This window comes from Flavobacterium sp. (assembly GCF_049240005.1).
In the GTDB taxonomy this organism is placed as follows: domain Bacteria; phylum Bacteroidota; class Bacteroidia; order Flavobacteriales; family Flavobacteriaceae; genus Flavobacterium.
In genome coordinates this window covers 52,129-61,508 of the sequence record NZ_JBMLTK010000103.1, presented here as the reverse complement: position 1 = coordinate 61,508, position 9,380 = coordinate 52,129, and the positions used below count along the sequence as shown (strand labels likewise).

At 39.4% G+C, this 9,380-nt stretch carries 7 protein-coding genes; 2 read left to right on the top strand and 5 right to left on the bottom strand.

Annotated elements, in window-relative coordinates:
- The first annotated feature begins 558 nt into the window (after positions 1-558).
- A complete protein-coding gene (locus tag ACOVQQ_RS10875; protein WP_421818217.1) occupies positions 559-1,026 on the top strand; it encodes a hypothetical protein in 468 nt (155 codons plus the stop codon).
- A 299-nt stretch (positions 1,027-1,325) separates the two neighbouring features.
- Here ACOVQQ_RS10875 and hutI read toward each other — a convergent pair whose 3' ends face one another.
- Positions 1,326-2,555: an imidazolonepropionase gene (hutI, locus tag ACOVQQ_RS10870; protein WP_421818216.1), complete on the bottom strand. Its 1,230-nt coding sequence runs from the start codon at positions 2,553-2,555 to the stop codon at positions 1,326-1,328.
- Between the two features lie 152 nt (positions 2,556-2,707).
- On the opposite strand from hutI, the gene corA reads away from it, so the two are divergent.
- Entirely contained in the window at positions 2,708-3,787 is a 1,080-nt protein-coding gene (corA, locus tag ACOVQQ_RS10865; protein WP_421818215.1) for a magnesium/cobalt transporter CorA, read from the top strand.
- 58 nt (positions 3,788-3,845) lie between these two features.
- Here the strand turns inward: corA and fumC are convergent, their stop codons facing one another.
- The 4 genes from fumC to ACOVQQ_RS10845 form a co-directional block, all read right to left on the bottom strand.
- Positions 3,846-5,243, bottom strand: a complete 1,398-nt coding sequence (fumC, locus tag ACOVQQ_RS10860) for a class II fumarate hydratase (protein ID WP_421818214.1) — start codon at positions 5,241-5,243, stop codon at positions 3,846-3,848.
- A gap of 396 nt (positions 5,244-5,639) precedes the next feature.
- A complete protein-coding gene (locus ACOVQQ_RS10855; RefSeq protein WP_421818213.1) occupies positions 5,640-7,808 on the bottom strand; it encodes a M12 family metallo-peptidase in 2,169 nt (722 codons plus the stop codon).
- Between the two features lie 40 nt (positions 7,809-7,848).
- Complete coding sequence (locus ACOVQQ_RS10850) at positions 7,849-9,063, bottom strand: mechanosensitive ion channel family protein (RefSeq protein WP_421818212.1); 1,215 nt, start codon at positions 9,061-9,063, stop codon at positions 7,849-7,851.
- A 44-nt stretch (positions 9,064-9,107) separates the two neighbouring features.
- Complete coding sequence (locus ACOVQQ_RS10845) at positions 9,108-9,377, bottom strand: DUF3817 domain-containing protein (protein WP_094486554.1); 270 nt, start codon at positions 9,375-9,377, stop codon at positions 9,108-9,110.
- Between the last annotated feature and the right edge of the window lie 3 nt (positions 9,378-9,380).

The following is a 9,380-nucleotide window of genomic DNA, read 5'->3' as shown; positions in this document are numbered from 1 at the left end:
GGCAAGGGTTTTCGTCCAATCGCTAAGGGACCCGCCCAAGGCCACGAGAGTTGTTAACGGATGTTCTACGAGCATATCTTTAGAACCACCCGAAATTGAGATTTTTAGTAGCAATTACCGCTAATACTGCTTATTTTTTTAGAAGTCTTCAATAAGCAAAACTTCAAGAAAATCAGTCTATTAAGTGTTCTAAACCTCATATCGCAATATGAGATATATTGTATAATTTTTAAATCTGAACCAAAAATAGTCTAGGAAAGTGCACAAACTTGAGACATTAAAGACCTTTAAGTAGCCGAAAAATTAAGCTTAGAGAAAATCATTTTCTAATTTTAACAATAGAATAAAGAGCGATAATTTTCTGAAGTATTGTGTTTTAGCTCTAATTAAGTACCTTTGTACTGTTGTTATATGAAATCACAAATACTACATATTGAAAACCCTTCTAAAGAGTTGCTAAAATTCTTTAAGAAACTTCGTGCTGAAAAAGAAGAAAGTAAAGAAAAGCTAATTGCAAAAAAGCACATTTATTTTCCTAAGACTAAATAGTAAATTAAGTTGAGTTCGGAGTTAGTTGTTCCTTTTGAAACGGAAGAAGGTTACCAGTATATAGTTACTTTTACCGAATTTAAGAGTATTGACGTAAAGCTTGGAATTCCGCTAATAGATGTTTCCATTACGTTACTTTCGGCAAACATTGAAACAAATTCGTTAAAGACACTTAATAAGTTTATTCGGATAGTGTCGGATTATTTGAATTTAAACAATGTTATACTGTACTATTATTGTGATACTTCACCAGTAAAAATCAGACGCAACCGTAAAGAGAAATTCAGCAATCAGGAATTTCGATTTAACTTATTTTTGAAAATGTTCAATAAGTTGAAGACCGATGACTACTTTTTACAAGCGGTTGTCATCACCGATCTCCAAAATGGGAATCATTATACTTCGTTGATATCAAAAATTAGCAATAAAGAAAATGTTGAACTTGTAACAAAGGAGTTGCAAAAATTTAATAAATGAAAAATCGTAGGTTTTTGAAATGTAGTTTTCTTGACCGAATTACGATGTAAGAAAATTTCGAATGGTGAAGTTTAGTGTTTTAAATCGTAGTTACGAATACGGACGGATCAAAAACGAATTAAAAGCAAGTAATTTGAATGTTAAAACCATCATTTTCCTTTTCGTATCGTTCTTCCCAACCACGCAGCATCAGGTGGTTTGCTTTTGCGGCAGGGATTGCAGTGGAAATCCTGTAGTTGCGTAGTTTACGGAGCGGCTACAGATTGGAACGAAAAGCCCGCTCGGCCGCCCAAAAAAAACTAGAAAATTACGCGCTCAATAGGGTTGTTGCCGAAATAATAGGGGATTTCCCAGTACGAACGCATTGGTTTTGTGATAATTAGTTGCGCGCGTTTTCCTACGGCTATGCTGCCTAATTCGTGCTGTAATTCGAGTGCAAATGCCGCGTTTAGTGTTGCTGCGTTTAGGGCTTGCTCGGCAGTTAACTTCATTTGAATGCAGGCTAATGCTACCACAAAATTCATGTTTAAACTCGGACTCGTGCCCGGGTTAAAATCGGTTGCCAAAACCAACGGAATGTTTCGCTGTATCAATTCTTTTGCTGGCGTGTACGGAATTTGAATAAAGAACGAGCAGGAGGGAAGCGCCACCGCTACCGTTTTACTGTTGGCAAGCGCGTCGTAATCCTCGGGTGCCATAACTTCGAGATGGTCGACACTCAAAGCGCCGTGCTTTACCGCCGTTGTAATGCCTCCGATCGTTGTAAACTGATTGACGTGAATCTTTGGCTTTAGCTGGTATTGCGCCGCAGCGGCCAAAATACGTTCGGTTTGCGCAATATTGAAATAATTGGTTTCCAAGAAAACATCGATATACTCCGCAATTTCCAAGGCAGCAACTTGCGGCAGCGTTTCGTTGATGATTAAATCGACATACGCATCCGGATTGCTTTTAAATGCTGTAGGAACCGCGTGCGCCGCCAAATACGTAGCTTTAATGGGAATCGGACTCGCCGAACGCAAACGCTCGATAACGCGCAGCATTTTTAATTCGGCCTCGGTCGATAAACCGTAGCCTGTCTTTATCTCAATAGCGCCGGTTCCCAATTGTATGGCTTGCTGTAAACGTTCGAAAGCCGCGTGGTATAAAGTTTCCTCATCTGTTTTTGCCAATAATGCGGCCGAATTCAAAATACCGCCGCCTTTTTCGGCAATTTCGGCATAGGTCAAGCCTTGAATTCGATCGGCAAATTCCAGTGTCCGGTCGCCGGCATACACCAAATGCGTATGCGAATCGATGTACGACGGCAAAACCAAACGATGGCTGCAATCAATTTCCGTGTAACCTTCGATCGAACCTAGGTTTTCCATGTGTCCGAAGGCTTCGATGCGTCCGTCGGAGATTTTTAAAAATGCATTTTCCAGCAACGGAAGTTCATTAAAATCGGTTCCTACTAAGGGTTTATCGGGAGTTTCGCGTACTTGAAGCAGTTGTGCGATGTGCGTTAAAACGGTTTTCGTTGCTGTCATAATGAGTAGAAAATGCGTCGGTTTATTTGTTTGCAGTTCTTGCGAAAGTACCAAAGAAATAGAAAAGCAACCGTATAGAAAAACGTTAGAGCGGATTTTTGCCGTATTGTTTTGAAATCGGTTACAGCTCACTATCTTTATTCAAAAAAGTTTTGCAGCGCATCAAATACAATCGAGTACGAAAAGTTCAACCGAATTTCGCGGAATATACCGGAACGCATACGAGCGAACCTATTGAAGTTCAGTTGTTTGTTTACGATTCGGAAGGTTATGAAGAATATTTAAATCCGAGTTTAGAAAAAATTAAATTCGAGTTAACCGATCCGGAAGAAAAACATGATATTAAATGGCTGAATATCCACGGATTACACGATGTTAAACTCATTCAATCGATCGGCGATATACTTGAACTGAATCCGTATGTCGTGGGCGATGTGCTCAATGTAAATCGCCGCGCTCGATTAGATGAGTTCGACGACGTGCTGTTTTTTAGTATTAAATCGGTTCTTCTTGGAGACGACAACAAATTGTACGTCGACCAAATTAGTTTTCTATTAAAAGACAATACATTGGTTTCGTTTCAAGAGAAGCGCAGTGCTTTTTTCTCGCATTTGCGTGAGCGAATTCGCAGTGGAGCGGGAATTATTCGCAAAAAGAAGAACGATTATTTGCTTTATGTTATGCTTGATGCGGTAATTGAAAATTTCTTTATTACGATTGAGCATTATGAAGATCGTATTGAATTGTTAATGGTAGAAGCCAAGAACAATCACAAAGCCGAATTTTTAGAACAAATTGAGCGTTTACGAGAAGAAACCAGCTTTTTAAAACGCAACATTATTCCGTTGCGCGATGCGTTGTACACCTTGAAGGAAATTCGTGAAGACGATGATTTTGAGCGCATTTCGAAGTCGAATTACGTCTTTTTTGCGCGCTTGTATCAGAAATGTTTAGAGATTGTGGAACAATTGGAATACGACAATAAGACTTTGGAAAGTGCGGCAAATGTCTTCTTTTCATCGCAATCGCAAAAGATGAATCAGATTATGAAAACGCTCACTATTTTTTCGGTGATATTCATGCCTTTAACCTTTATCGTTGGCGTTTATGGAATGAATTTCGAGCACATGCCCGAGTTGAAATCGGTTTACGGCTATCCGGGCGTTTGGTTGGTTATGTTATTTTCGGTTGTTGCAATGGTAATTTACTTTAAGAAGAAAAAGTGGTTTTAACAATTTTACGTTGAACTCGTGTAAAACAAAAAACGGCTCCGAAGAGCCGCTTTCAAGTTTAGTTGATTTTTCCAACCATATCTTCTGGTTTTACCCAAGCATCGAAATCAGCTTCGGAGACATAACCTAAACGAACGGCTTCTTCTTTGAGTGTCGTTCCGTTTTTGTGTGCAGTTTGCGCAATTTCAGCTGCTTTATAATAACCAATTTTCGTGTTTAACGCTGTAACAAGCATTAACGAATTGTCTACCAATTCTTTGATTCGCTTGTAATTAGGCTCTATTCCTTGGGCGCAATGTTCGTCGAAAGACAGACACGCATCGGCAATTAATCTCGCAGATTGTAAGAAGTTTGCTGCCATTACTGGTTTAAAAACGTTAAGCTCGTAATGACCTTGCATACCTCCAACGCTAATAGCTACGTCGTTGCCCATCACTTGCGCACAAACCATTGTCATAGCTTCGCATTGTGTAGGGTTTACTTTTCCTGGCATAATTGAAGATCCTGGTTCGTTTTCGGGAATGAAAATCTCGCCAATTCCTGAACGTGGGCCCGAAGCAAGCATACGAATATCGTTTGCAATTTTATTTAGTGAAACGGCCAGTTGCTTAAGCGCACCGTGCGATTCAACAATGGCGTCGTGCGAGGCTAAAGCTTCAAATTTATTAGGTGCAGTCACGAACGGAAGTCCGGTGAATTTTGCAATATATTCGGCAACTAAAACGTCGTAACCCTCTGGCGTATTGAGTCCGGTTCCTACGGCAGTTCCGCCGAGCGCCAATTCACATAGGTGCGATAAGGTATTTTCTAGCGCTTTCATTCCGTAGTCGAGCTGCGCGACGTAGCCGCTCAGTTCTTGTCCGAGTGTAAGCGGAGTAGCATCCATCAAGTGCGTTCGACCAATTTTTACGACATTTTTGTAAGCAACAGCTTTTTCGTGTAAGGTATCGCGAAGCTTTTTCACGGCAGGAAGCGTCCGACTTACAACAGATTTATACGCAGCAATGTGCATTCCTGTTGGGAAGGTGTCGTTACTGGATTGCGATTTATTCACATCGTCGTTTGCTTTTACGAAAGCTTCGCCTTCACCAATTTTTCCACCCATAAGCACTTGAGCGCGGTTTGCGATCACCTCATTTACGTTCATGTTGCTTTGCGTTCCAGAACCAGTTTGCCAAATAACGAGTGGGAATTCGGTATCGAGTTTTCCGGCAAGAATTTCGTCGCAAACTTGTGCAATGGCATCTCTTTTTTCAGTTGAAAGTACACTTAAGTCGCAATTTGCATAGGATGCGGCTTTTTTCAGATAGGCAAAACCTTCGATGATTTCTTTTGGCATAGAGCCAGGTTCACCAATTTTGAAATTATTGCGAGAGCGTTCGGTTTGTGCGCCCCAGTATTGGTTTGCAGGAACTTTCACTTCGCCCATGGTGTCTTTTTCAATACGATATTCCATTTTTTCTAGGATTTTTTTCGATTATTAGGTTATTGACGTGCTGTTTATTTTGGCTTTTAAAAAGCTGTTCAAAAGTAATTATTAGAAGTCTTTAAAAAAAGTGATATTTTCTCTGATTACAGTCTAAAATAAATTACTTTTGTAGGGAATTCACTTAATACCGGTACTATGTTTGAATTTCAGCAGTATCTCGGGTTCTTAGTATTCTTGACGATCTTGACTATTGGATTCTGGCTTATGTTTTTTCTCGTAAGTTTTGTATTCTATTGGGTTGGAGGTGCGAGCATGAATATGATTAAGGAACGCCGCGAACAAAAAAAGCAGGCTCAGTTAGAGTCGTAAAAAAAGAGGTGATTTAGGTCACCTCTTTTTGTTTTTATTGGAATCAATCTATCCTTAGCGTTTCACAAACTTAAAATTCGTTTGAACATCGGTTCCGATAATTTTTGCGATGTAGGAACCTTGAGCTAAAGCTGCGGTGTTCACTTGAAGCATGCTGCCACTATTTTGTTGGTCAATTACTTTTCTACCATCCATGCTATAAATTTCAATTTTTTGAATGTCGATTGAAGCGCGAACTGTTAAAATATCAGTCGTTGGATTTGGATAGTATTGTAAGTCAATATATTGATTCTCGGAAACTCCTAGTGTTAGGCAAGAAACTTCTGCGGTAAATCCTAAATCAGAGATAAAGCCATCTGAGAAAAACTCTAAAGTTAAAGCTCCATTTGCTGCGGTACTGGTTATCATTTCGGGAACTTCGATACCAGTGAATTGGCCAACAAGTGTTGCGTCTGGACCTGGGTAAATGCCGTTATAAATAGTCAAGAAATCGTAATCCTGTTCCAAGAAAAATTCGGTAAAATTGATCTTAATTGCCGAATCGAATATGATTGGTATGATTTGGCGCACCCAACGTTCGTTATCTTGATATTCGCCGATAGAGCCACCAGTATCGGTAATAACAATGGGAGATTCGCACCAGTTTGCGGCGGTCGCAAAAAGTACCGAAGCTGCCGAACCCGTTACATTCTCTGGACAATCGGGACGCACAAAAAAGCGGTAAAAGGTATTTGGAATTAAAGATCCGATTGCTGCTTGCTGACCTGTAAGTGGTATAAAATTCATTTGATCTACTGGAAACGGATAAATTCCGGCAGAGATTTCATAACTCGTTTCTGGAATTTCGTCGTTCCATGTAAAACTGGCTGAGGTATCTGTGACGTTATTTACTACTAAATTCGATACCAATGTGATACACGTATTGATACAATCGGTGCTTAAACAGGAAGAATTATTGATGGCCGTTTGCATACGCGCAGCGGGTTGTGGCCCGAAACCATTAATCAAATTCACTCCGATTTCTGGTAAAATATGGCAGTAACTCATGATGGTTCCGCCAACTCCTGACTCAGGAAGCGAACCAAATTCGCAGTCGCCTTCTGCAAAAAATTCACTAAAAGTAGTCCCACAACCGTCGATAGGTGTGTCGTTTCCGTTCCAGTAACAACCGTGTGTATGTTGAGAACCAAACAAATGGCCTAATTCATGCGTAACTACGTTTACAGGCCACGAATACAAGGGAAGGTCTTCAAAAAACAAATCAACGTCGCTGTATGAAAAATTCTGCTCGTTACACAAACCATTAATAGTTGCTGCAACACCTCCAAGCGCACCTTCATCGATTCCTAGTAGCATGCCAACATCTCCATTAAATGTAGGTCGAAAAGTATTGAAACCAAACAAATAATCGACCGATGTTTCTCCGCTGTACGAATCGGGAGTTGTCCAAATGAAAATACTTTTTAAAGCGGTATTTACTTCGTCGTTATCAAAAATGGTTTGTACATTATTAAAAAGCGATTCCATCCATGCGGTGGTTTCTGCTTCGCTACTGTTGTTTTCTAGGTAAATAGCATGATCTATTTCGTAATAATTCGTTACACAACGGCTGGTGGTGGCAACTGCACTTGTTTCAGCTGTTAGTTCCGTTGGCTTTTCTTTTACAGCGCAATTAAACTCATTCGACTTCTTTAAGTTTACATCTGAGTATAGTATGTGCGAAAATGCAGAAGTGTTGTTCTTTAACTTACCGAGGTTTAAATTACCAAATGTTTCAGTAGCAATGATTCCATTAATTTGATTTGGGTAAATATTCAAAGAAACTAATGAACGGTTTAATCCGGATACAGTTCCTCGATAATGTGCCGACTGCAAAAAGTTTGCGAACGATCCTTGAGGAGTTAGCACCTCGAAATCTGCAGATTTAATAGCAACTTTATAAAGATTGATATTCAAAATCTGATTTTGGTATGGCAGCGATATTCGTATAAACTCGGGCTGCGCAGTAAGCAGACTTTGTACCGTTCCGAAATTTACATTTAGAACCGTTGCATCCGAAACTTGTGCGGTATTTCGCGTATCGTTAGCATGATTTGCAATAAGATTTTGCGTTTGAAAAACGGTTCCTGCCGCAAGAAGTTGGTCGACTTTCCTTTCGACTCGTCCTTTGTTCTGTGCAAAGACGCCGGCAGACATCAATAAAAAGAGTAGAATTCGTTTCATATTTGTGTTTTAATCTCGATTTAAAGTATAGATACGTAAATTAGGTATTGGTTGGTTCAACAGCTTGTTGAAATTCAAAAAGTTCCAAATCGAAATATGGAACAGCGGCAAAGATATGGTCGAAAATATCAGCCATAATGTATTCGTAATTTTCAAAACGCTTGTCGGCAGAAAAACAGTAAATCTCCAAAGGAATTCCGTTAGGAGTAGGTTGTAACTGTCGGCACAACAAAATCATATCTTTTTGAATCCCCGGATAATGGCTTAAATACTGTGTGATATATTTACGAAAAACACCAAAATTTGTCAGATTGCGTCCGTTGATCAAAACAGATTTATCGATATTTCGTTGTGCATTAAATTTATTAATATCTGCTGATCGCGTCTCTAAATATTCCTTAATCAATTGAATCGACTTCAAGCGTTCGATATCTGAATCTTCTAAAAATCGTATGCTGTGTGATTTTATCAGAATATGCCGCTTGATTCTGCGACCGGGCGAATCGAGCATGCCACGCCAGTTTTGAAAAGAATCTGAAATAAGCGAGTAGGTGGGGATTGTAGTTGTAGTATTGTCGAAGTTACGCACTTTAACCGTTGCGAGGTTGATTTCAATAACATCGCCATCGGCACCAAATTTGGTCATCGTTATCCAATCTCCGATACGAACCATATCATTAACTGAAACTTGAATACTGGCTACAAAACCCAAGATGGTGTCTTTGAAGATCAATAAAATAATCGCAGAAATAGCTCCGAAAGTTGTTAATAAAGTTGCTGGTTTTGTATTGAAAATGAGCATGATTATCATGATTACGCCGTACGTTGTTAGGGTAATCATGATAACTTGTAAGTAGCTGTCTATTGGTTTGTCGCTAAATCTGCGAAGCGACTTTAAATAATCGCGTAAAGCGCTTAGTATTGTTCGGATGATATACAGCACTAAAATGATGATATATACCCGAACAACGGTGGCAAATATTCCTTCCCAGTAGTCGAAACGAACTAAAATAACAGGTACTGAATGCTTTATAAACCAGAGTGGCAGCAACTGTGCAGCATACTTTGCCGTTTTATTAGACACGAGTAAATCATCGAATTTTGTTTTCGTTTTACGTGCCGTTACGATCATCAAATAAACCAAACAATACTTGGCAACGCGATACAAAACAACAGCTAAAACAATCATGATAGCCGTGTTTATCAGCACCGAAGTATAGGCGTTTAGTGTGTACGAAAATTCTAATTCCTTCAAAAATTGAGGAACCAGCTTGTACAAGTATTTGAGATAATTTTGAATCAAAATAATTTCTTTTCAGCGTAAAAAGTTCCAAACGGAACCACAGATGCTAGCAATATTAACGCAGTTCGCTTCAAATCCCAATTTCTTTCGTCTTTAAGCATGATTGCGAAAATAACGTAAGCGATAAAAAGCAAGCCGTGAGCCATTCCCACATATTTTACAGCCAGCGGATCGCCCCAAATGTACTTTAATGGCATCGCAATAAAAAGCAAAATTAATAACGAAACTCCTTCCAGTAAAGCTGTGAATTTAAATAATTTAAACACGAT